This is a genomic window from Providencia sp. PROV024 (assembly GCF_032709665.1).
GTDB classification, from domain to species: domain Bacteria; phylum Pseudomonadota; class Gammaproteobacteria; order Enterobacterales; family Enterobacteriaceae; genus Providencia; species Providencia huashanensis.
The window spans coordinates 1,460,639-1,482,956 of sequence record NZ_CP120545.1; the positions used below are offsets into that span (position 1 = coordinate 1,460,639).

30 protein-coding genes are annotated in these 22,318 nt (G+C 40.9%); 28 read left to right on the forward strand and 2 right to left on the reverse strand.

Annotated elements, in window-relative coordinates:
- Positions 1–7: 7 nt before the first annotated feature.
- From P3L56_RS06740 to P3L56_RS06810, 15 genes are all read left to right on the forward strand, one after another.
- Complete coding sequence (locus tag P3L56_RS06740) at positions 8–961, forward strand: major capsid protein (RefSeq protein ID WP_272686135.1); 954 nt, start codon at positions 8–10, stop codon at positions 959–961.
- Between the two features lie 53 nt (positions 962–1,014).
- On the forward strand, positions 1,015–1,248 hold the full coding sequence (locus tag P3L56_RS06745) for an Ig-like domain-containing protein (protein ID WP_251465235.1): 234 nt from the start codon (positions 1,015–1,017) through the stop codon (positions 1,246–1,248).
- Positions 1,249–1,286: 38 nt separating this feature from the next.
- The gene (locus tag P3L56_RS06750; protein ID WP_272686134.1) at positions 1,287–1,766 is read left to right on the forward strand and encodes a DnaT-like ssDNA-binding protein; all 480 of its coding nucleotides are present in this window, start codon (positions 1,287–1,289) and stop codon (positions 1,764–1,766) included.
- Positions 1,767–1,768: 2 nt separating this feature from the next.
- Positions 1,769–2,122, forward strand: coding sequence for a hypothetical protein (locus tag P3L56_RS06755; protein WP_272686133.1), 354 nt, complete (start codon positions 1,769–1,771; stop codon positions 2,120–2,122).
- Position 2,123: 1 nt separating this feature from the next.
- On the forward strand, positions 2,124–2,708 hold the full coding sequence (locus tag P3L56_RS06760; protein WP_272686132.1) for a hypothetical protein: 585 nt from the start codon (positions 2,124–2,126) through the stop codon (positions 2,706–2,708).
- On the forward strand, positions 2,705–3,106 hold the full coding sequence (locus P3L56_RS06765; RefSeq protein ID WP_272686131.1) for a phage tail terminator-like protein: 402 nt from the start codon (positions 2,705–2,707) through the stop codon (positions 3,104–3,106). The genes P3L56_RS06760 and P3L56_RS06765 overlap by 4 nt, the downstream gene beginning before the upstream one ends.
- 47 nt (positions 3,107–3,153) lie before the next feature.
- Positions 3,154–3,807: a phage tail tube protein gene (locus tag P3L56_RS06770; protein ID WP_272686130.1), complete on the forward strand. Its 654-nt coding sequence runs from the start codon at positions 3,154–3,156 to the stop codon at positions 3,805–3,807.
- A 38-nt stretch (positions 3,808–3,845) separates the two neighbouring features.
- Entirely contained in the window at positions 3,846–4,148 is a 303-nt protein-coding gene (locus P3L56_RS06775) for a phage tail assembly chaperone (RefSeq protein ID WP_306804089.1), read from the forward strand.
- A 17-nt stretch (positions 4,149–4,165) separates the two neighbouring features.
- Positions 4,166–4,450, forward strand: a complete 285-nt coding sequence (locus P3L56_RS06780; protein WP_410480078.1) for a DUF1799 domain-containing protein — start codon at positions 4,166–4,168, stop codon at positions 4,448–4,450.
- Positions 4,451–4,588: 138 nt separating this feature from the next.
- Positions 4,589–5,002, forward strand: coding sequence for a translesion error-prone DNA polymerase V autoproteolytic subunit (gene umuD / locus P3L56_RS06785; protein WP_272524277.1), 414 nt, complete (start codon positions 4,589–4,591; stop codon positions 5,000–5,002).
- The gene (umuC, locus tag P3L56_RS06790) at positions 5,002–6,264 is read left to right on the forward strand and encodes a translesion error-prone DNA polymerase V subunit UmuC (RefSeq protein ID WP_272686128.1); all 1,263 of its coding nucleotides are present in this window, start codon (positions 5,002–5,004) and stop codon (positions 6,262–6,264) included. Before umuD ends, umuC begins: the two co-directional genes overlap by 1 nt.
- A 386-nt stretch (positions 6,265–6,650) precedes the next feature.
- The gene (locus P3L56_RS06795) at positions 6,651–7,211 is read left to right on the forward strand and encodes a hypothetical protein (protein WP_272524275.1); all 561 of its coding nucleotides are present in this window, start codon (positions 6,651–6,653) and stop codon (positions 7,209–7,211) included.
- Positions 7,208–7,510 carry a hypothetical protein gene (locus P3L56_RS06800; RefSeq protein WP_272524274.1) on the forward strand — a complete coding sequence of 101 codons (303 nt, stop codon included), beginning with the start codon at positions 7,208–7,210 and terminating at the stop codon, positions 7,508–7,510. The genes P3L56_RS06795 and P3L56_RS06800 overlap by 4 nt, the downstream gene beginning before the upstream one ends.
- Before the next feature lie 11 nt (positions 7,511–7,521).
- Positions 7,522–7,971, forward strand: a complete 450-nt coding sequence (locus P3L56_RS06805) for a protein-export chaperone SecB (RefSeq protein ID WP_196993065.1) — start codon at positions 7,522–7,524, stop codon at positions 7,969–7,971.
- Positions 7,972–8,079: 108 nt separating this feature from the next.
- On the forward strand, positions 8,080–8,598 hold the full coding sequence (locus P3L56_RS06810; protein WP_210854958.1) for a ClbS/DfsB family four-helix bundle protein: 519 nt from the start codon (positions 8,080–8,082) through the stop codon (positions 8,596–8,598).
- Positions 8,599–8,622: 24 nt separating this feature from the next.
- Here the strand turns inward: P3L56_RS06810 and P3L56_RS06815 are convergent, their stop codons facing one another.
- Positions 8,623–8,958 (reverse strand): hypothetical protein, encoded by a 336-nt coding sequence (locus P3L56_RS06815; RefSeq protein WP_206226880.1) that lies wholly within the window; start codon positions 8,956–8,958, stop codon positions 8,623–8,625.
- Positions 8,959–9,153: 195 nt separating this feature from the next.
- Here P3L56_RS06815 and P3L56_RS06820 point away from each other — a divergent pair, with 195 nt between their 5' ends.
- The 7 genes from P3L56_RS06820 to P3L56_RS06850 all read left to right on the forward strand — a co-directional run bounded on the left by P3L56_RS06820 (position 9,154) and on the right by P3L56_RS06850 (position 14,753).
- Positions 9,154–9,750, forward strand: a complete 597-nt coding sequence (locus P3L56_RS06820) for a hypothetical protein (RefSeq protein ID WP_206226881.1) — start codon at positions 9,154–9,156, stop codon at positions 9,748–9,750.
- Positions 9,741–10,151 carry a type II toxin-antitoxin system YafO family toxin gene (locus tag P3L56_RS06825; RefSeq protein ID WP_272686127.1) on the forward strand — a complete coding sequence of 137 codons (411 nt, stop codon included), beginning with the start codon at positions 9,741–9,743 and terminating at the stop codon, positions 10,149–10,151. The genes P3L56_RS06820 and P3L56_RS06825 overlap by 10 nt, the downstream gene beginning before the upstream one ends.
- A 117-nt stretch (positions 10,152–10,268) precedes the next feature.
- Positions 10,269–10,469 (forward strand): hypothetical protein, encoded by a 201-nt coding sequence (locus tag P3L56_RS06830; RefSeq protein ID WP_272686126.1) that lies wholly within the window; start codon positions 10,269–10,271, stop codon positions 10,467–10,469.
- A complete protein-coding gene (locus P3L56_RS06835; protein ID WP_272686125.1) occupies positions 10,469–10,882 on the forward strand; it encodes a type II toxin-antitoxin system death-on-curing family toxin in 414 nt (137 codons plus the stop codon). Before P3L56_RS06830 ends, P3L56_RS06835 begins: the two co-directional genes overlap by 1 nt.
- A 112-nt stretch (positions 10,883–10,994) precedes the next feature.
- Positions 10,995–11,498 (forward strand): hypothetical protein, encoded by a 504-nt coding sequence (locus P3L56_RS06840; protein ID WP_272686124.1) that lies wholly within the window; start codon positions 10,995–10,997, stop codon positions 11,496–11,498.
- Between the two features lie 70 nt (positions 11,499–11,568).
- On the forward strand, positions 11,569–14,517 hold the full coding sequence (locus P3L56_RS06845) for a phage tail tape measure protein (protein WP_272686123.1): 2,949 nt from the start codon (positions 11,569–11,571) through the stop codon (positions 14,515–14,517).
- 11 nt (positions 14,518–14,528) lie between these two features.
- Positions 14,529–14,753, forward strand: coding sequence for a DUF1327 domain-containing protein (locus tag P3L56_RS06850; protein ID WP_272686122.1), 225 nt, complete (start codon positions 14,529–14,531; stop codon positions 14,751–14,753).
- 12 nt (positions 14,754–14,765) lie between these two features.
- Here the strand turns inward: P3L56_RS06850 and P3L56_RS06855 are convergent, their stop codons facing one another.
- On the reverse strand, positions 14,766–15,050 hold the full coding sequence (locus P3L56_RS06855) for a hypothetical protein (RefSeq protein WP_272686121.1): 285 nt from the start codon (positions 15,048–15,050) through the stop codon (positions 14,766–14,768).
- 144 nt (positions 15,051–15,194) lie between these two features.
- Between P3L56_RS06855 and P3L56_RS06860 the strand changes: the two genes are divergently transcribed.
- Genes P3L56_RS06860 through P3L56_RS06885 form a run of 6 tightly spaced genes read left to right on the forward strand, consistent with a single transcriptional unit; the run spans position 15,195 to position 22,314 of the window.
- Positions 15,195–15,539 carry a phage tail protein gene (locus tag P3L56_RS06860; RefSeq protein ID WP_272686120.1) on the forward strand — a complete coding sequence of 115 codons (345 nt, stop codon included), beginning with the start codon at positions 15,195–15,197 and terminating at the stop codon, positions 15,537–15,539.
- Entirely contained in the window at positions 15,536–16,279 is a 744-nt protein-coding gene (locus P3L56_RS06865; RefSeq protein ID WP_272686119.1) for a phage minor tail protein L, read from the forward strand. Before P3L56_RS06860 ends, P3L56_RS06865 begins: the two co-directional genes overlap by 4 nt.
- Positions 16,276–16,986 carry a C40 family peptidase gene (locus tag P3L56_RS06870; protein WP_272686118.1) on the forward strand — a complete coding sequence of 237 codons (711 nt, stop codon included), beginning with the start codon at positions 16,276–16,278 and terminating at the stop codon, positions 16,984–16,986. The genes P3L56_RS06865 and P3L56_RS06870 overlap by 4 nt, the downstream gene beginning before the upstream one ends.
- The gene (locus P3L56_RS06875) at positions 16,983–17,591 is read left to right on the forward strand and encodes a tail assembly protein (RefSeq protein ID WP_272686117.1); all 609 of its coding nucleotides are present in this window, start codon (positions 16,983–16,985) and stop codon (positions 17,589–17,591) included. Before P3L56_RS06870 ends, P3L56_RS06875 begins: the two co-directional genes overlap by 4 nt.
- A 56-nt stretch (positions 17,592–17,647) precedes the next feature.
- Positions 17,648–21,307: a DUF1983 domain-containing protein gene (locus P3L56_RS06880; RefSeq protein ID WP_272686116.1), complete on the forward strand. Its 3,660-nt coding sequence runs from the start codon at positions 17,648–17,650 to the stop codon at positions 21,305–21,307.
- Positions 21,304–22,314 carry a DUF6453 family protein gene (locus tag P3L56_RS06885; RefSeq protein WP_206226896.1) on the forward strand — a complete coding sequence of 337 codons (1,011 nt, stop codon included), beginning with the start codon at positions 21,304–21,306 and terminating at the stop codon, positions 22,312–22,314. Before P3L56_RS06880 ends, P3L56_RS06885 begins: the two co-directional genes overlap by 4 nt.
- Positions 22,315–22,318: the final 4 nt, after the last annotated feature.

The window sequence follows — 22,318 nt, forward strand, 5'->3', positions numbered from 1 at the left end:
ATAAGCAATGGCTACGACGACTAATAACGATTTAGTAATTTATAACGACTTGGCACAAACGGCATTCCTAGAGCGTCGCCAAGATAATTTAGCAGTATTTAATCAAGCGTCTAATGGCGCTATCGTTCTTGATAACCTATTTATTGAAGGTGATTTTCGCAAACGCGCCTTCTATCAAATCGGTGGCTCGATTGAACATCGTGATGTGAACTCCACAGATACTGTAGAGAATAAAAAAATCGGGGCCGGTGAATCTGTTGATGTAAAAGCACCTTGGAAATACGGTCCATATGCAACAACGGAAGAGGCATTTAAACGCCGTGGTCGCGATGTCTCTGAGTTCTCTGAGTTGGTGGGTACTGATGCTGCAGATGCCTCCCTAGAGGGTTACATTAAATACTCTTTAGCTGCTTTAGGTGCTGCGATTGGTAATAACAAAGAAATGGTGGTGTCTGCGGATATTGCGACAGACGGCAAGAAAACACTGACCAAAGGCTTGCGAAAATACGGTGATAAATTCAACCGTGTTAATTTGTTTGTCATGCACTCAACGACCTATTTTGACATTGTTGATCAGGCCATTGATAACAAAGTGTATGAAGAAGCGGGTGTGGTTATCTATGGTGGACAGCCGGGTACGCTAGGTAAACCTGTACTCGTCACAGATACCGCACCTGTGGATGCTATATTTGGCCTTGTTCCCGGCGCTGTCACTATCACTGAATCTCAAGAGCCAACTTTCCGCTCTTATGAAATCAATGACAAGGAGAACTTGGAAGTTGGTTATCGTGGTGAAGGTGTGGTTAATGTTGGCGTTCTTGGTTATAGCTGGGATGAAGCAAAAGGCAAGAACCCTAACTTAACTCAGTTAGGCACGGCTGGTAACTGGAAGAAGCATTTCACTAGCGACAAATTAACCGCTGGTGTCATGATTAAGTTAACTGCTGAAGAGGGAAAGTAACCCTGTCAGCGGATAAAGCGTCCGCTATCGCTGACAGTACAGATACAGTAACGATCACTCTTAATTACACTAAGGGTAGCTCTCCAGTTGAAGGGGCTACGGTTAATTGGTCTACAACCGGTGGTAAATTAAGCGTTACTTCATCTAAGACGGGCAAGGCTGGTGGTGCGACAGTGAAATTAACTTCTGATGCTCAGGGGGAATTTATTGTCACAGCCACTGTTGATGGTATTGCGCAAAATACTGATGCAATCACATTCACAGAAAAAACTTCTCCAGACGAGTAATTTAAGGGGCTTTGTGCCCCTCTTTTTTTGAGGTGAGCATGATTGATCCTGATAAAAACTCTCCAGCATTTAATAGTTACGCCAGTGTTGAAGATTTGAAAAAATACGCTGAGGATAGAAATATCACTTTAGCAGATAGTGGATTAGAGCCGTTGTTAATTACGGCGATGGATTATTTGGAGTCACAAAGATGGCAAGGGACGCGAGCTGATAACGAACAACCGCTTTCTTTTCCTCGGATTGGCTTGTCTCGTGACGGTGTGGCGATCCCTAATGATGAAATTCCAAAGCAGTTAATCCAAGCTCAATGCCGTTTAGCGATTGAATCAATAGGAAATGACCTGCAACCCACGTTAGGCGCTGAAATTACATCTGAGCGAATTGAGGGCGCTATTACCGTGCAATATGCAGAAGGAACCAACACTGGCGCACTTAATTTCCCATGGTTAAAAGGCTTACTATCTGGCTTGATTGATGTTTCCGATGGATTTGCAATTAATACATTTGCAATGAGGTAGCCATGAGCATTTATCAACGTGGGCAGAGCACAGCATTAAGGATGTTAAAAAAGTATGGTATTTCCTATCAAGTAAAGCGAGATGGCAAACACTGGGTTGATGATGAAACGGGGCAGGAACACTTTGAGCCAGAAACGTTATTTTTTGTTATCGGAGTAAAGACGCAATACAAACCTTACGAAATCGACGGCACACTTATTCTCTCTACGGATATCAAAATGGTATTTTCACCTGCTGTAGTTATTCAGAAAGGGGATCGGGTATTTGTTGACGGAGTGTGGTTGCGTGTACAAGAGCCAAACCCAATTAAACCTGCTGAACTCGTGATTTGCTATCAATCTCAGTTGAGGGCGTGATATGTCACAAGCTTTCATGAAGTCGATTAATTTTTTTGTCGAACAGTCCCAAACTAATATGGAAACGGTAGTCAAGAAGACAGGGTTCAAGATACTAGCCCAGTTAGTGGAAATGTCCCCTGTTGGTAACCCTGAGCTTTGGGGGATAAACGAGATAGCAGTTAATTACAATCAAGCTGTATTTGACCACAATGAAGAGCTTAGAAAAGCCCCTAGCAACTTGACCCCCAAAAAACGTCAACTTAAAAAACGCGCTCGCATCAATGACTCGATGGATATCTATTCACCTCCTGGTTATACAGGTGGTCGGTTTAGAGGTAATTGGCAGGTGTCATTTGACGCGCCAGCGGAAGGTGAGACAGGGCGCATAGATAAGTCAGGAAATATCACAAAAGCGATTGGCAAATATGTAATAAAGCAGTTTAGAGTGGGGACTAGTGCTATTTATTTCACTAATAATGTTCCCTACGCATACCGTTTGGAGGTTGAAGGACATTCAAAGCAAGCCCCTAATGGAATGATAGCAGTCACGGCTGAAAATGTTGGCCAATTCTTTAGAGAGGCTGTCGATGAGGTTAAATCATGAAGCAATCTGAAATAAACAAGTCGATACGTGTGCTGGTGGCTCAAATAGCCAAGCAGTCGGGATTGAAAGTGGCATGGCCCAACATCGCTTTTGACGATATCAATCCCCCTTATCTGCAAATGCATATTTTGCCAGCGGCAACAGAGAATATGGGGCTAGCGCTCGATATGCCGATTTTAAAAGGGGTTATTCAAATTAATATCGTGGGTAAGGTGGGAAGTGGTGACGAACAATTAAGCCTGATTGCGGATAATATTAAAACGCAGCTTGAAAATGGGCTCACACTGACCAAAACCCTTTATCTCAATAGTGAGCCGAATCAATTACCTCCTCTCGTAGGGGATACCCACTACACAATTCCTATACGCACATCATATCGATGTGATTCAGTTCAATAACTCACCGCCAATAGGCGGTTTTTTTATGCATAAATAAAGAGGTTCTAATGGCCTATAATATTCCAAATGGTTCGCGAGTATATGTAGCGAATAAGTATGGTAAAGATGTTGAATTTTCTGCGGCAAGTAATGCTGCCGAAGCTGTTCTGACCGTTGCTGCTTCAAGTGGTATTAAAGCAGGTGATATTGTTCAGGTTGTATCTGGCTGGAAACGAATGTCGGGTGTTTTTCGGGTGAAAACTGCGGCTGATACTAGCATTACACTTGAGGGTGTAGATACCGCGGATGTAGACCGCTTTCCAGTTGGAGGCGGAAAAGGTACGTTGAAAACCATTCTAGAATGGGAGGTAATGCCGCAAGTTATGACGCTTTCAACTGAGGGCGGAGAGCAGCAAACACAAGAAATTCAATTTCTTGAAGATGAGCAAGCTGAAAGTGTAGACACCTATAAATCAGGCATTGTTCAGGTGTACACATTTGCGCATGACGCTCAATTACCTATCCGTAAGTTGTTAATGAAGCTGGATGATACCAAACAACTAACCGCAATTCGTTTTTATAACAAACGAGCAGGCGAAGATCGCTATTATTCAGCCAGCGTATCATTTCAGCGTGTACCAAATACCGCAATTAATGAAGTTGAAAATGTTTCTGCGCGATTTTCTCTTAAGTCTGATATGCAAATCTACACTACAGTATAATTACAGCCCCGGTTAGGGGCTTTTTTTAAGGAAAAATAATGGCTAAATTCACACTCGTACCAAGCCCAAAATTTAAAGCTGATGTTAAAATTCCTATAGCTGGGAAAGAAAAAAACGAAGTGGTTACCTTTACATTTAACCATATGCCAATGAGCAAATTGGAAGATCTGAAAGAAGAGTCTGTCGATGATTTCTTCAAGCAAATTATTGCTGATTGGGCCATTGAAGAGCCTTTCAATGAGGATAATTTGAAGTTGCTATTTGACAATTATCCATCAGCGGCGAGTGCTATTACGACAACGTATTACAATGAATTGTTAGGTAATCGTGAAAAAAACTAATATCGGTCGCTGAGGCAATGTATGGTGGAATGAACAACAAAGAGGCTGCTGACTTTGAGCGAGCTTTCGGTTTTCCGCCTGATATTGATGATGTTGAGGTTTGGCCTGATGTGTGGGATTCCTATCGAGTATTTTCAGCAATGAGCACTCAGTGGCGCACAGGCATGAATGGTGTTACAGGGTTAGATTACATGCCATTAATTCAGGTTATGGATTTACTCAACATCAAAAATAAAGCGGCCGTATTTAAAGACATCCAACTGATGGAGTCAAAAGCTTTAGAGTTGATGCATAAAAAATAGGGTTAAAGCCATCAATCAAAACGTACCAAGTGGGTATTATTGTATATACACAGTAGTTTGTTGATGGGTGAAAATGATCTTTACAACTAAAAGCCTTGGAATATACTGTATATAAATACAGTTATATTTTGGTGCATCATGAAGCTAGAACTTATCGATTCCGAGTCAATTATCAATATTCCGCTTTTCCTAGACCGTGTGCCTGCGGGGTTTCCGTCACCTGCAGCTGATTATATGGAAGAACGAATAAACCTTAATAGCACGCTGATTAAGCATCCTGATAGTACGTATATGTTGCGTGTTGAAGGTAACTCGATGATTGATGCAAATATTAACGATGGAGACGTTGTTATTGTTGATAGTGCGCTTTCAGCTAAAGACGGTGATATTGTGATTGCTTGTGTTGATGGTGAATTCACAGTAAAGAGACTGAAGTCTCATCCGCCCATGTTGATGCCGATGAATCCTGACTTTCAGCCGATAATCATCGGAGATGCGCAGGATTTGCAGATATTTGGTGTCGTAACGTTCATTATTCACAAGGCTCAGTAATGTTTGCCTTAGTTGATGTTAATTCGTTTTATGCAAGCTGCGAGAAAGTGTTTAGGCCAGACTTAGCAGGAAAGCCAGTTATTGTACTGAGCAACAATGATGGTTGTGTGATAGCTCGTTCTTCTGAAGCCAAAAAGCTCGGTGTAAAAATGGGTGAGCTCTACTATGAACGGCGAAATTATTACAGACAGAATAACATTAACATATTTAGTTCTAACTATGCGTTATACGCTGACATGAGCAACAGAGTGATGTCGTTGTTATCAATGTATGCCCCACGCCTAGAGATATATTCGATTGATGAAGCATTTCTTGATTTCACGGGCATGGTCCATACATTTAATCTAGAAGAGTATGGGCGAGAAATTCAATCAACGATATTGCAGCGAACGCATTTGCCTGTCGGTGTGGGTATCGGACCAACTAAAACGCTGGCTAAGATTGCTAATCATGCCGCTAAAACGTGGAAGAAAACGGGTGGTGTTGTCGAACTATCTGATAGAAGTAGACAAAGAAAGTTATTGTCACTTATTCCAATTGAGGAAGTGTGGGGCATTGGTCGTAGAATCTCAGCAAAATTACGGGTGATGGGTATTTATACCGCTTTGGACTTAGCCAGCGCATCAGTGCCCACAATACGTAAAACGTTTGGTGTGACACTAGAAAGGACGCTCCGAGAACTGAATGGCGAGTCCTGCATTGAACTTGAAGAAGTCAGAAAAGTTAAACAACAAATATTATGCTCACGCTCGTTCGGTAAGAAAGTTTTAGATATAGAAACTATGCGCAAGGCCGTTTGTGATTACGCAGAACGTGCAGCAGAGAAGCTACGCGAAGAAAAGCAGCGATGCCGAATCATTGGCATGTTTATCCAAACTAGCCGACATGCATCAGGTGAAGATTACGCCAATAGTGCGAGCATCAAGCTTGAATACCATAGCAGCGACACGCGGGACATCATCAATGCTGCCATGCGTGGATTGGATTCCATATGGCGAGACGGTTATCGGTACTACAAGGCAGGGATAATGTTGTCCGACTTCACAGATTCAGATATTACTCAGTTCGACATGTTCTCGACTCAGAAGCCATTTAAGAATAGTGATGAACTGATGAAAACATTAGACATGATAAACAATAGTGGGCTGGGCAAAGTCTGGTTTGCTGTGAAAGGTGGCGATAGTGGGTATCAGATGAAGCGCGAAATGCTGTCACCTGCGTACACAACAAATTTCGATGAATTGCCCGTGATTAGAGGTTAATTATATTAATAAATAACTCACCAAAAATGGCATGTTGATTTAATCAATCATCGCAGATAGCATCTTACTTTACATGAAACTTATTGTTATCATATATATAAGCCGATATTATGGTGTGCCATTATAAGCTTTCCATTGCATTGAAGTGGTGATGGTTTGCGGAGAAATAACCATCGATAAATCAGGCAGATACTCTACATTGCAGTGACATTGATATGAATTAAACAGTTTTTGCTAATTTCTTACTTATAGAATATATTATGCTTATACTAATTAGTAATAGAGCTTACATTTGATGAGGAATGAGTCTATAAATGTTCCATTGTTCCTTATAATGCATTGAAATGTTAAGGCTTTATTGATTTCTGAAAGTTTAGGGTTACGTAATGTATAGAAGCATTGGAAGCCATGGAACAAGTAAAAGTAGAGTGGATTCAATATCAAGAAATGGTTTCCGAGAAAGTGCATTTGGTCGTCGAGGTAAGGGTGTATATTTTTGGTATGCCGATGAGTGCGGATGCGAAGATGCTAGAAATTTAGCTAGATCTTGGTATAAGTATGCAGAAAGACGCGGGGAGTATAAGTCCGATGAAAATAAACAAGGTCAAGTTATTTGGGCAAAAATAGGGTGTGAACAAGAAAATCTTTTAAAGCTCACGGAGCCAAAATATCGAGCCACCATCAGAAAATTAGTAGAATCGCACATTGAGGATGCTCAAAAAAAAGGAGAAGTCATATCGAATGACGAAGCTATGTCTCTTGCTCATGATATGTTTATAAGTCGACTTTCTTCTAAGCATCCTATTGATGTTGTGTTGGCGACAGTAGCTGCGCCAAAAAAAATGAAAGATGAGCTACTTCCATTTTTGGGAGAGCCGTTCGCCCACATAGTTAAGAATATGAGCTGCATAACTATGTTTCCCGCATTGACGGAGGATATAAAATGAAACTGACCATGGAACAAGCAATTGATTCTGTTTTCGAAGAACTATTCGCCATGGATTCAATTGAATTTGTTAAAGAGCTTAAAACACATAAAGGTGGTGATGTTTACAATCTAATCAATCATTTTTGTAAGATTGAGACATCGAAAGAAAATGAAATTATAATCTCCACATTCCTGAGAGATAACTCAGCTAAATATATGGTTGACTTTGATGCAGTAGCTCTTGCATATCTTCATATGTCACGTTGGTCTTACCAAGGCGAACCGGCAAATGACGAACAATATGCAATGGCAGCATAAGAGTATAAGGTATGGCAAAGTTTAAAAAGCATCCTATTCAGATAGCAGCTTTACATGTTTCAGAGTTGTACATCAAGGTAAACAATAGTTCTGCTTTTGATGAGCATGATGAATATCGTGGAAAGTTCGGCCTTGAAGTTGGAACAACTGATTTTGATGAGGATGAAGATATCATTCAAGTCAAGATGAGGGCGACCATTGGAATAAATGAAGATCAGACCGCTGATCATGAGAGCCCAATTAACTTATCGGTCGAGCTTCACGGAACTTTCGAGGTTGATGTCGATAATTTTCCGATGGATAAGATTGATCACTGGGCTGAGCACAATGCGCCATTTATTATTTATCCATACTTGAGAGAGCATGTTATGGGGCTTACAACTAGAGCTGGGATACCTGGACTACTGCTTCCGTTATTTGAGGTTCCTTTATTTAGAGTCACACAAAAAGCACCTGAATAAAACCCACCCACTCCGGTGGGTTTTTTATTGCCTGAATTTTGTGGTAATCATATCCAATGAATCCCTAATGAGCTAGGATAGTTTTAGTTAAATATATGGGGGTGGGGTATGTCTAGACCATTAACTAAAGATGCATTGTTAGAATTAGCTGAAAAAAAATATAACGAATTGATGAGTGTAATCGATTCGCTCTCACTAGAAGAGCAAAAAGGGATCTTTCCTTTTGAGGAGAGAGACCGTCAAATTCGTGATTGTTTGACTCATCTTCATGAGTGGCATAACCTATTTATTAAATGGGCCAACTCCAATATGGATGGTGATTTTATTCCATTTTTACCTAGGCCATATACTTGGGGGAATTACCCTGAAATGAACATTGAATTTTGGGAAAAACACCAAAGCACATCATTAGATTCAGCTAAAAATTTACTTGCGATTACACATGGACAATGTTTGGAATTGATTAATCAGTTGTCAAATGAAGAGTTATTTACCAAAAGATACTTTAACTGGACAGGAACGACAAACTTAGTGAATTATGCGGTATCCGCAACTTCTTCGCACTATAAGTGGGCTCTGAAAATAATAAAAAAGTACAAAAAAGCATTGAAAAATAAACAAATATAAATCTAGCCCGTCCTTGGGCTAATTTCATTGCATTACCCAGCGATCATTGACCCAACTGGCAGGGCTGTCTTCAATATTTACAATCCAATCGGCTGAAGGTAGCGATAAAGTTAACTGCGAAAGTGCTTCGAGCCAATACTCAATTGATTCCATTAATATAGTTTCATCTTCTAAAGGCAGTTTCGTCGAGCCTTCTAAAATAAACCCCTGAGACGGCTCTTCATAAAAATTTAGTGTTTCAGCTTCATCTTTGTATGGAAAGGATTGATTTAATTTATTTACCAGATCGTTAAATGAGTCTTTTTCGGTGGTTGTTAATAGGGAGTTCCTAGTTGCTGAATAATAAATTGATACGCCCATGGCTAAGGCCTCGCTGTAAGAGAGTTAGAGATAAAGAATAATAATAGGGTGAGTTATAAGTAATAAAATAAGAGTTAGCTTAATTAAGTAAGATTGCTGTAGATAGCCCGTCCTTGGGCTGGGTAAGGGGATACACTTTAGTTAGAAATGATGTATACTTTATATGCATATTTATATCAATAAAGGCAATAAACTATGATTTCAGAGGCTATCATGATGGCAATGCTATCAAATCCAACAGACAAAAAAGATGTGGATTCAGGCTTGGCTAATTTGGCTATGTCTATAGCTACCATTGTCGATAAAAAGGCAAAAGGTGAAGTATCGCCAGATGAAATTATGGATTTAATTGTTGGTGGTAAGACTGTGCTAACAACCCTTGTGGCTTCAATCGATGAAGTAATAGCTTTACTTGATGACCCAACAAAAGATGACATAAAAAAACATGCAGGTAATAACCCGGAAGACGTAATGCATGAGTTGGAACGGGTGATTCAGTATGGTAATAATGCGGTTATTATGGTTGAAGCAATGTATAGCATTGCTAAAGCTACTAAGGCCTTTCACCCGTTTGAAAATATAGCTGATGGTTATTTTAAAGAAGTTATTCTTAAAATGTCTGCACTTAGAAACCACACACAAACTATATATAGGCAATTTAATCAACATATCAATCCGTTACCCGCAATAGCAGATGAGGATGAATTTAGCGTAGAGGATATAGCATTATTTAATTCCTCAGTTGCTGAGTTTAATCAAGATCTGCTTGCAGGTAATTTGCAATGCCAATAGTCACAATCACGCCCAGATATAAAGATAACAGTGTTTATCGGAAGTATGCGGCTAAGCTGTCAGCAGCTCTTAATGGGGCATCTCTCTCTGGGTATGTAGGTAAATTTGCTGATTTTAGGAATAGTGCCATAGCGCGTCAGTCATTCATTGAAAAGGTTCATATAAGAACGCCAAATGAAAAACCTTGGGATGGCGAAACTCGACAGGCTGTTAGAGTGAGCGATAACTTCTTGGTGTTTTGTAAGCACTGCATGTACGATGACTATTACCAAATTCTAGCAATTATTACCCCTGATGCACATGCTCGTTCGGATGCGTTGCTTCCAGTATTGGCAGATATGGCTGAATCTCATTTTCATTCTTTATCACTAAAAGAATTATCTTTGTTAGAGCAATTCTAGTCACACATAGCCCAAGGATGGGCTTGTAACTCACCAACAAACTTGTGGATGTGTTATTATCCATGTACATTTATTTTATATGTACACATTGCTTTAGGGTGTTCAATGAGGTGGATTATGGGCGACAAAGACAAAAAGTGTGATAATTATTGTGATATTACACATGAAGATATTGGTGTGGATTTGAGTTTTAGCGACCATGATTATGGTGATAGCTTCTTTAGTAAAGTAGAGGGCCGTGACTATAGTTTTGATGACGCATTAGCATTTACAAAAATAAACTATGCAAAAATCATTAGAGAATTGGAAGATAAATAATGGCTGGCATTCGACTCCTAACGATTGATGAAGTGATTAAGATTCAAAAGCGAACACTGCCGAATAGCGGGGATCCACACATGGATAGATTAGGAGGAGCGTTAGGGCGAGTAGATACACTAATTCAATACGATAGTGAGAATGCGGATTTATTTACAATTGCAAGTGCGTACTTAATTAGCATCGCTAAAGCACATGCGTTCAATGACGCTAATAAAAGAACAGCGTTCCAAGCTACCTGTGTTTTTTTGCTAATGAACAGAGTTGTGCTTCTTCCATCAGTTTGGTTGGTGAAGCTAACTATCCTAGCAGCAATTGGTGACGCTGATATAAAAAGTACTGCAACTACTCTAAAAGTCCTATCTAACTATAAAAACGAACTACTTCAAGAAACTCACAGCGGATACAATTAATTCGGTTTTTAATGCCTCTCAAACAATATGCCTCTTAACTGAGGTCTTTTGCTTTGTTTTGCGCTAACCTCGGGCTATCATAAATTAAATTAACATGACACAGAGGTAAGGGATGAAAAAGATATTGTTGGGATTGGTTGTTGCTGGCCTATTGAGCGGATGCGCTCAAATGGTGGAAGAGCAAAACCAAAGAAGCAATAAAACAAAACTTTCTTTAATTGAATGTTCAGAGCCAGAGCTCGATCAAAACTATAGCGATAATACAAAAGCTAATTTTGTTAATCAATTGAATTCATTTGCCGATTCAGCATCTTCAGTTAATGCAGTAGAGAGTATCAAGTTACGCACTGTAAGATTGGGAACAATGAATGATGCTGATGCCAAAGAAGCAACATCAGGCATAATCAGCTGTACAAAAAAACAAAAAAATAAAATACTAGCGTTATCCCAGCCGTTGTTTGAGAAAAGAAAAGAACTAACAAAAGACCAGACAGAAAAAGGGTATTTAATATCAGCATACAGCGAATGGGAAGCTTATGTAAAAAACAACACTGGAAATGGCGGTCAAGAGAGAGCTAAATATGATTCTGCTATATCCATGTACAAGAACTACTGATATCTAAACTAAATAAGAATAGTAAAACCACCCGTACGTAGGTGGTTTTTTTTCGTCCGGAGAAAGGTAAATGACAGATATTGCAACGATTTCGCTCAAGGCTGATACCTCAGATTTAGAGCGCGGAACGCAGAAACTAAAAGAGTTCGGAAGTACTGCTGAAAAGGTTAACAGCTCCGCAGAAAATTTAAATGAACAAATGAGTAAGGGCGTTAGTCACCAAAAGAAAATATCTGATGCGGTAAAGAGGCAAAGGAAAGACTTTGATGACTTGCTAGATTCTATAAACCCGACTAACAAAGCGTTTCAAAAATTAGACGAGTGGCAGGCAAAATTAGCTATTGCTGGCAAAAAAGGACTTTACCTCAGCGACGAGCTTGCAACATACAACAAGATAATCGAGCAGACTAGAGATAAATTAATACGAGTGGAGATGTCTCTAACAGCTGAAGGGCAGGCATTATTAGCTCAAGAGGCAGCGACAAATAGAGCAAAACAGGCTGCGGATGATTTCCTTAACTCTCTAAAAAATCAGGCTGATATCATTGGAAAAACGAGAACTGAAATATTAGAGCTAAAAGCAGCACAAATGGGAGTTTCGCAACAAGCCGCTCCTATGATTGCTAAATTAAAAGAACAAGAGAAAGCATTCCTTAATGGGTCGATAACTATTGGTCAGTATCGAAATGCTATGCGTCAACTACCAATGCAAATGACCGATATTGTTACATCATTAGCATCAGGAATGCCTCTTTGGTTGGTCATGGTGCAGCAGGGCGGACAAATAAAAGATTCTTTTGGCGGTGTAGGTAATTCATTAAAAGCGCTTATGACCTTTTTTACTCCAGCAAGGATCGCAATGTTAGCAACTGCTGGTGCTTTAACAGCTATAGCAGTTGCAGCTTACAAAGGCTCTACTGAGTTTGGTGAGTATAATAAACAATTGATTCTTACAGGCGGCTATGCAGGGAAAACCGCATCCCAGCTTGATAACTTAGCAAAAAAGCTATCAGGATCAGGTATAACCCAATACTCTTCATCAAAAGTGCTTTCTCAGGTAGTTGGATCAGGAGTGTTTAAAGGGGCTGAGCTTGAATTAGTAACTAGTGCAGCTATTGAAATGCAGGAAAAAGTAGGAATAGCTGCAGATGAAACAATCAAAAGTTTTCAGAAAATAAAAGAGTCACCAACTAAAGCAGCCGATGAGCTGAATAGCAAAATGCATTTTTTGACATCCTCTCAATACGAATATATAGCATCCCTTGAGTCGCGTGGGTTTAAGGAGGAAGCTAGTATGGAATTAATGAGGTTATACGGAGATGCTTCTAAGCAAGCGGCTGATAAGGTAGTGGAGAACTTAGGATGGATAGAGAAAGCGGCTAAGGCTGCCAAAAATGCTATTGGTGATATTTGGGATGTTTTACATAGTTTTGGTAGAAGTGGAACAACTTCTGAACTAACAAAACGGCTAGAGTCAGAAATCAGCCGCACACAATCATTATTGGATAATGGCACCTACTCCAGTGATTACATGAGAAATAAAGCTATGGAGGGGATAGCTCTAGCGAAAGCGCAATTGACACTTATTGAAGCGGGTGTTTCCGCTGGTGATTTAATACAACAACAAAAAAATAAAGAGATAGAGTCTGAAGAGAAACAAATATCATCTATACAGTATAAAAACAAAATTATTGAAGAGGGATTATCTAAACAAAGTAAAAGAGCTAATGATCTGGCAAGGTTATGGCGTGAGGTTGCTAAGGCACCTGATAAATGGACTCAAGCTGAGAGGGAAATTGCTGTTTCCGTCATAAATAAGCGCCATGAAACTAAAACACATAAAGGTTCCACTTATCGCCCAGACTATGGCACCCGAGCTGACGAATCAGCAAATCAAGCGTTGTTATCTCTTCAAGCTCAGTTAAAGGTCCTAAAAGAACATAAAACGGTTAGTGATGTAATCAGTGCTGAACGTAAAAAACTTTGGGATATGGAAGCTAAAATATCAGTGCTAGAAGAAGCAAAAGCAACGCGTAAGCTTACCAAAGATGAACAGGCATTATTGTCGAAGAAAGAAAGTGTTCTTGAATCACAAAAAGCATTAGCAGTCGCTGGTGATGCTGTCGAACTTCAGAAGCAACATAACCGAGAGTTAGATAGGCAACTTAAACTAGTTGAAGAAATAAATGCTAGAGGTCGTGCATTGTATATGGGTGCAGGTAAATCTGACCGTATGTACCAACGTGACATTGCACTTGAGCAAGCCAAATCACCATCAGAGAAAAAGGCACTAGAGGATTATTATAGCAAAGAAGATTCTCTACGCTCTAATTGGGAGGCTGGAATTAAAAAGGGATTTGCAGAATTCCAAGACCAAGCAACAAACATTTACGCGAATGTAGCTCAAATTAGTCAATCAGCATTCCAAGGAATGAGCAATAGCATTGCAGACTTTGCGATAACAGGGAAAGCTAAATTTGGAGATTTCTTTCGCTCATTCCTAGAAATGACCACTAAGATGCTAATGCAAATGGCGATGCTTAATGCAATGAAAGCAGCATTTGGTGGGACGGCGGTAGGCAACTTCCTCGGGATGGCTAAATTTGATTCTGGAGGATATACCGGAGATGGTGGTAAATACGACCCTGCCGGAATTGTCCATCGTGGGGAGTTCGTATTTGACAAGGACAGTACAGCAAAGCTAGGAAAAGCTAACCTATATCGCTTGATGGATGCAGGTAAGAAAGGCTATGCATCGGGTGGTTATGTTGGTGGCTCTCAACCAATGTCCGTGACTCAGCCCGTTCAGCGGATGTATGGAATGCAAGGCGCTGGTGGAACCAACATCAACATTAATATGGGGGATTTCAACTTCGGCAATACTCAACAGCAACCACCATCAAGTCAAATGAGTAATGGTGCAGTAAAACGAGAATTTCAGCAAATGGTAGAGAATGGTGTTAATACACTATTACGCAATCCAGCGTCAGCTCTATCAAGAACAATTAAAGGCAATTAAGAGAGGTAGTTATGAGTAAGAAGTATGAATATAACGCAAATAACTTCACCCACATTGATTCAGCTATCAATGTTCAGGTATGTGTTGCACCAAGTAATTTTAATCTATTGCCAATTTTTACTATTTCTGTGCCAGTTGAAAAGAAAGATGGTGAAGATATTGATTATTACCGTGCTGAAGCAATTAAGAAGGCAAAAGAAGTAATAGTTGATGTTGCAAAAGAAGCGGCCGTGTGACCGCTAATTAAACTATTTTATAAAAGGAGCGTCTTTTGGGGAAAATGCTTCTTTTACTGGTTTTTGCAGCAAGTTATTAATTGCTTTTTTTACATCACTGACACCGGAGCTACGAATTCTATTTAAATCATGCTCAAGGTTTTCTTTTAGCAGTTCAGTAATATTTTCATTTGGGAGCTTTTCTGAAATTATGTCAATTAGATGCTTTATTACAAAATTACTCGCTGCAGCATTAACATTTATCTGATGCTCAATTACCTTTAGTTGCTGCTTAATATTCATTAACTCGTAAGACATATATATCCTTACTCCGAAGTTAATCAGCCATCCCTTCGGTAAGTTACATAGGGCTGAACCTTTAACCTTAACCTAAATTCATTTATTGAAAACCCTGATATTTGATCATGGCGGCTTCATGCTGCCTTTTTTCATGGAGTAAACATGATTGAAGAATTTAAGTGGCGAATGCAAACGCAGGAGACGCCAACAGGTGAGTTCAATCACCGGATAAAAGAAATCACATTTGGAGACGGATACAAGCAAGTAGCAGGTGATGGTATTAACACCGAGTCTCAGTCATGGCCCTTTACCTATACAGGAATGAAAGATGAGGTGATGCCGATATTTAAGTTTATTCGTCAACATACCGCAAAATCATTTATCTGGACGCCACCTTTTGGTGATAAGGGGCTGTATAGAGTAAAGGCAGATTCAATCACAATGACGCCTATTGGCGGCCTTGCAATTACGATTGCAGCAACATTTGAGCAGGCATTTAGCGCATGAATATAGAGTCTGATATCCAAAAATTAGAGCCGGGGAATAAAGTTCAACTCATTGAAGTTGATGCTAGTGAATTTGATGGACCTATTCTTCGATTTCATGCTTATAACTTACCCCACGCCCCAGAAGAAATAGATGGAGCTGGTGATGATATAAAACCAAAGTCTATCTGGTGGCAAAGCAATGAGTATGGGGCATGGCCTTATGAAATTGAAGGGATGGCTAAAAATAGTGATGGAAGCCCGCCGAGACCGATATTAAGAGTTGCAAATATAGATGGGCTCATATCTTCTCTTTGTTTGCAATTCGATGATATGGCTCTGGCTAAGGTCACAATTTATGAAACTTTTGCTCACTATCTTGATGCTAAAAATTTCACGGATGGAAACTCAACAGCTAACCCTGAAGAGTGTTTCAAACAAGTTTATTACATTGACCGTAAGACAAGCGAAGTCGCTGGAGAATCCGTTGAATTTGAGCTATCCAGCCCGTTTGATTTACAGGGAGTTATGATACCCGTTCGCCAGATACACAGCTTATGCTTCTGGTGTATGAAAGGTGATTATCGCAGTGGAAGAGGGTGTAATTATATGGGGAATAAATACTTCAATGAGCGAGGTGAACCTGTTGATGATCCCGCATTAGACAAATGTGGTGGGCTCATTAGTGATTGCAAAAAACGCTTTGGTGAGAATGAACCTTTGGACTTTGGAGGTTTCCCAGCAGCAGGGTTAATACGATGATCACAAAGAAATTAACTGAACAGATATTTGAGCATGTGAAAGCTGAATATCCAAAAGAAGCCTGTGGTGTTATTTGCCAAAAAAGCCGAGTCAAAAAATACTTCCCCTGCAGTAACCTTTCCGATAATCCCAACGAACATTTTGAACTTTCACCCGAAGATTATGCTATTGCTGAAGATTGGGGGGAAGCCATTGCGATTGTGCACAGTCATTGCGGGGATGGCGCTACGACTCAACCGAGCGAAATCGATAAATTACAGTGTGATGCGACAGGGCTACCGTGGGTGATTGCATCATGGCCAGAAGGGGATATTAGAATCATTCAGCCTCGAGTAGAACGCGAGTTGGAAGGTCGACCATTTGTGCTGGGTCATGCAGATTGCTGGTCTTTAATTATGGACTACTACCGACAAAAACACGGTATTGAGTTGCATAACTACAGCGTTGATCGCCACTGGTGGGAAGAAGGTGAAAACCTGTATATGGATAATTACCAGAAAGCGGGTTTTGTCGACGTTACTGGTGAGCCTAAAGAAGGTGACATGGTGATTATGCAAGTGCAAGCCGATGTTCCCAACCATGCAGGGGTAATAGTCGATGGTATGTTGCTTCATCATTTATATGGCCAACTGAGTCGGATTGTTCTCTACAGCGATTATTGGCGGGATCGGACTGTTAAAATTGTTCGGAGGAAAGAACTGGCATGAATGAACTCAAAACTATTCGTCTTTATGGTCAACTCGGCACTCTATTTGGGCGAGAGCATAAATTAGCGATTGATTCCCCCCGTGAAGCGATAAAAGCATTATCAGTACTTTATGATGGGTTTGAGCAGTTTCTTGCTAATGCGCACCTTAAAGGGCTGGAATTTGCCGTATTTAAAGGTCAGCGCAATATCACCGAAGATGAGCTGCACCTTGATACTTGTGAAGAAATTCGTATCGCTCCCGTAGTAAAAGGTAGTAAGCGCGGTGGTTTTTTCCAAACTATTTTAGGTGTGGCCATGATAGGAGCAGCTGCTTTCTTTTCTGGTGGCTTGTCTGCAGCATTCACTGCTGCTGGCACATGGGGAGGGGGGTTAGCTATTGGTGGTGCAGCCATGGCACTAGGTGGCGTTATACAAATGCTCTCACCACAGCCACGAGGTTTATCAGTTCGGCAAGATGCTGATAACAAGCCATCTTATGCTTTTGGAGGCGCAGTAAATACGACAGCGCAGGGTAATCCGGTACCGCTTTTGTATGGACTAGGCCGACGTGAAGTTGGTGGGGCAATCATATCAGCAGGGATATATACCGAAGATCAGAAATAGATAAATTTAATCATTCATATTAGCTGCAATTAAGCAGCTTTTTTTATGGGCGAAATATGGAAGCGATATACGGTGCGAAAGGCGGCGGTGGTGGTGGACATACACCAGTAGAATCAAAAGACAGTTTGCTGTCAGAGTCTACCGCAAAAATTTTATTAGCTGTTTCAGAGGGTGAAATAGCTGGCGGGCTGGATGATACCAGAGTTTTTTTAGACGATACACCGATTGGTAATCCAGATGGTACAAAAAACTTTGAAGGTGTAACGTTAGAGTTTAGGTCTGGCAGTGAGCAACAAGAATACATTCAAGGCATTCCGTCTGTAGATAATGACATTGCTGTTGGCATGGAACTGAAAGACGACCAGCCATATGTTAGGACAATCAACAATACTCAGCTATCTGCTGTTCGTGTTCGCTTGTCGGTACCACAATTAATGCGTCAACATGATAACGGTGATACGACAGGCTACCGCATTGATTATGCCATTGATTTATCTACTGATGGAGCAGGGTATAAAGAGCTAGTTAAGTCTGCATTCGATGGAAAAACAACAAGCGAATACCAGCGCACTCATCGTGTCGATTTACCCAAAGCCACAACAGGCTGGCAATTGCGTGTTCGGCGGCTCACTAAGAATCAGAATACTGCGCGTATTGCCGATAAAGTAACAATTGCTGCCATAACTGAGGTCATTGATGCAAAGCTGCGTTATCCCAACACCGCACTTCTCTTTATCACATTCAATGCCCGTCAATTTAATAACCGTATCCCTAAAATCAGCGTGCGCCCGAAAGGGGGAATACTGGTCAAGGTGCCAACGAATTATGACCCAATTAACCGGACCTATTCAGGGGTATGGGATGGCACCTTTAAATTAGCTGCAACGAATAATCCAGCATGGGTGTTTTATGACTTGGTTCTCAATAACCGTTACGGCTGTGGTGACCGCATTAAAGCTTCACAAATTGAAAAGTGGGATTTATACAAAATCGCACAATATTGTGACGAACTAGTCCCTGATGGGCATGGTGGTGATGGTAAAGAGCCTCGTTTCTTGTGTGATGTGTATATCCAATCACAAGAGACCGCGTATACCGTATTACGGGATGTTGCGGCTATTTTCCGTGGTATGACTTGCTGGTCGGATAATAAAGTGAATGCTATCGCCGATATGCCGTCCACGATTTTTCGTACGTTCACCAATGCCAATATCGTGGGGGGTAAACCATCCTATTCCGGTGGCAGTATTCAGAATCGCTATACTCAAGCCTTAGTTTCGTTTACGAATATCGATAACCACAGCAATGATGATGTTGAGCCTATTGCGGACTTAAAGCTTCAGCGGCGCTATGGTGTTCGCAAATTGGAGTTATCGGCTATTGGGTGTACCCGTCGAAGTGAAGCTAATCGTCGTGGACGCTGGGCGTTATTAACCAATGCCAATGACCGAATGATTTCTTTTGCGACAGGCTTAGAGGGAGCAATACCTTCTCCTGGTCATATTATTGCAGTGGCTGATTCATCTCTTGCGGGTCGAAATACAGGGGGCCGTATTTCATTAGTAGAGGGGCGTAAAATCACCCTCGATAGAACGACCTCAATTAAAGCCGGTGATCGCTTAATTGTAAACTTACCCAATGGTGGTTCTGAGGGGCGAACAGTTACAGCAGTAAATAAAAAGGTGGTGACGGTTTCTGTTGAATATTCACAAGTGCCCCAAAAAGAAGCCGTGTGGGTGGTGGACTCTGACGACTTAGCGATCCAGTTGTATCGGGTCATTAACATCAGCGATAATGGTGATAATACATACACCATTAACGGTACCATTCATACCCCTGACAATTATGACCATATTGACTCAGGTGCGCGTATTGATGAGAGGCCAATTACAGTTATTCCGCCCAATGTGCAGCCAGCGCCTAAAAACGTGCGTATTTCGTCATATTCTCAAGTGGACCAAGGCATTGCATTCACCACATTGCGTGTTGATTGGGAGTCAGCGGATAGCGCTATTGCGTATGAAGCTGAATGGCGCCGTGACAATGGTAACTGGATAAATGCTCCACGCACATCGACACTTGGCTTTGAAGTTAATGGAATTTATGCAGGACGTTATCAAGTTCGTGTGCGTGCAATTAATGCGTCTGAAATTTCCAGTGTGTGGACCAGTGCGGAAGAAACCCAGCTAAACGGCAAAGAAGGTAACCCACCGAAGCCACTTAACCTACGTGCGACCTCAGAGGTTTGGGGCATTACCTTGGATTGGGGCTTTGATGCAAATACAAGCGACACGCTAAAAACTGAGTTGCAGTATTCATCCGAAAATACGGCTGATTCTATGCAGTTGCTTGCAGATGTGCCTTACCCGCTTAAATCTTATCGCATGTCTGGTCTTAAAGCAGGGGTCCGCTTCTATTTTCGTGCACGTTTGGTCGATAAAACAGGGAATCAGTCAGAGTGGGCAAATATTGTTTTAGGTGAATCGTCAACCGATGTTGAGGGTATTCTGGAAGCAGTCGGTGATAACTTCCTTACCTCTGAAGCCGGGCAAGAGTTACAAAAGCAAATCGACTTCAACCAAGGAAATGTTCAACTACAACTTGAGCAAGCAGCCGAAGCGACACTTAACAACACAATGATGTTAAATCAAGTCTCATGGCGCTTATTTAAAGAAGAGGGTACACGTAAATCTGAAATATTCCGACTTGAACAAGTGAGAGTATCAGATCAGGAGGCACTAGCACGCTGGCAGCAGCAAGTTAAAACAGACTACGAGCAAACCTCATCTGCTGTTCTAAAAGTGCAAGAGTCATTATCAACACTTGAGGAGTCAACAGCGAAAGATATTTCACAGGTCAAAGCTGAGATTAAACAAGTTGATGACAAACTAGGACCAATTGATGCACGTATTACGGATCAGTCTGAGGCGATTGCTAAAATCGATGAGACACAGACGAAGCACATTGAAACAGCAGAATCCCGATTTAATGATAATGAAGCGCTAATTAATCAATTGTCACGCACAATTGCAAATGCTGAAAGTTCATTAGCAGAAATGGGGATGCAACTGACAGCGGAATATGGCAATCAAGCGGTTGAGCAGTTAAAAATTCAATCCTCAATCACTCGACTGGATAAGACGGTTGCTAATAATCAGTTAACGTTTGCACAGTCTATTGAGCGGCTTAATTCACAATACGGAGAGACTCAAGCAGCGATTGAGAAAATGGCAAAAACGGAGGTGGACTATCAAGGTAATGCTTCTTCTGTTATTTCGTTTAAAACTGCGGTGATGTACAACGGCCAATATTATGATGCCAAAATGCTAATAGGGGCCAGCATTAAAAATGGTCAGGTAAGCACTCAAATAGGCTTTAGCGCTGATACATTTGGTATTTTCAATCCGTCGAGTGGAAAGCTAGAACCTGTTTTCTTTGTTGAAAATGGTCAAGTGTTTATGAATGAAGCTTTTATCAATAAAGCCTACATTGAAAAATTACTGATCGGTATGGAAATTCGCTCTAAGAAATATGAAAAAGGTAAATCAGGCTATAGGCTTGACGCGGAAACAGGTAGCGCAGAGTTTAATAAATTGGAAGTTTACGGCGATTTTAAAGTGAGCGGCGATGCTGGGCGTGTCATTTTAGATGCAACCGGGCTGATGATTTATGACCAGTCAGGGCGATGGGCGGTTAAAGTTGGGAGGAGACCATGAGTGATATGGGGTTATTTATTAACCCAAAAGACGGCGGGAAATCTATTGAATTAACAAAAGATAATTACCCTCTCACTTTTATTACTAAAATCACAACTCATCCAAGGTACCCAAATCGTGACCAACGAAACAAGTCCGTTAATGTGCCCGGGCTCTCTCGGTATAACGTGGTGATTATTCCCTCAGCGCTTTGCCATTTTCTGGCTTATGGTTCGGTACAAATGGTTAGGGTCGGTAGTTATTGGACTTCAGGGGATACTTTCCACTGCTATTATGATGAGTTCGGTGGCCCCGATGGTTGGTTGCCGGGAAGTGATGGAGAATCGCATTTTTTCTTATACGGCACGCTAAAAGATAATCCACCTGATACTTATGGTTTATTTTTGAATGCGGGGGCATCTTCAGCAATTGATAACTTTCGAAGTGTCACCCAAGAAAATGAAGTGGCCTATTGTGTTTATCGTAAGAAAATTTATATCGACGTCAATAACAATCGAGGGTACTGGAGCTTACCGAACGATATACCCAATCGTAGTTCTGCATTAGTTTTCCTGCGACAAGAAAACACAAGCCAAGTACTTCGCTATGACCGGCCTAACAACCGGATTATATCTTGGGGGGCGGGCTGGGTGTATGTCGTCGTTTTTTCGTACGGATTAAATCTACAACCCGCCGATGGATTAACGATTTGGAACAAGCAAGGCAAAGTGGTTTTCAACTCAGACTACATTCCATTTTTTAATAATGGGCACACTGTCAAAATGAGTGGAAATGTCGCCACAAGCTCATTTGAAAAACCGATGTTCAGCATGGATATGCCCAATACATGGTTAGAAAATGAAAGGGTAAACGTTAACTGTTATTTATCTGGGTTTAGAGTTGAAAATAACAAGCTAATCGCAAACCGGATGTGGACCATCGATTTTTACCCGAGTTACGCCAACTATATGTATAACCAAGTCGTGTATTCCAGTTCATATTGCATCGATTTTAATGATTACTTTTAGCTTC